Consider the following 254-nt stretch of genomic DNA (forward strand, 5'->3'; position numbering starts at 1 on the left):
CGCGCACCGCGCGTATCTTGGTCTGAAACGCGGCTTGCTCTGCGAGCTGCCCGCGCATCGTTATTGCCTTGCGTGGGTCAACCTTGTCGGGATAACCCGGTATCGACTGGTGCATCGGCGAAATCCCCGCGGCAAGCGCCTTGATCGGCTCCTTGATCGCGGCCTGCATCGCGGCGGCGGTTTCTGGCGTGATCTCCCCTTCCGGGAGCGGGTAGCGAACGGTCCGCAACTGCACGACATCGAACAACTGCTTG

The 254-nt window shown here is 63.4% G+C and carries 1 protein-coding gene; it reads right to left on the bottom strand.

Annotation, left to right across the window (positions count from 1 at the left end):
• The coding region (locus Ga0451573_RS19380) for a hypothetical protein (protein WP_231685831.1) at positions 1 to 254 on the bottom strand (254 nt) is incomplete at both ends.

Origin of the sequence: Phosphitispora fastidiosa (assembly GCF_019008365.1) — a bacterium.
Classification (GTDB): domain Bacteria; phylum Bacillota; class Thermincolia; order Thermincolales; family UBA2595; genus Phosphitispora; species Phosphitispora fastidiosa.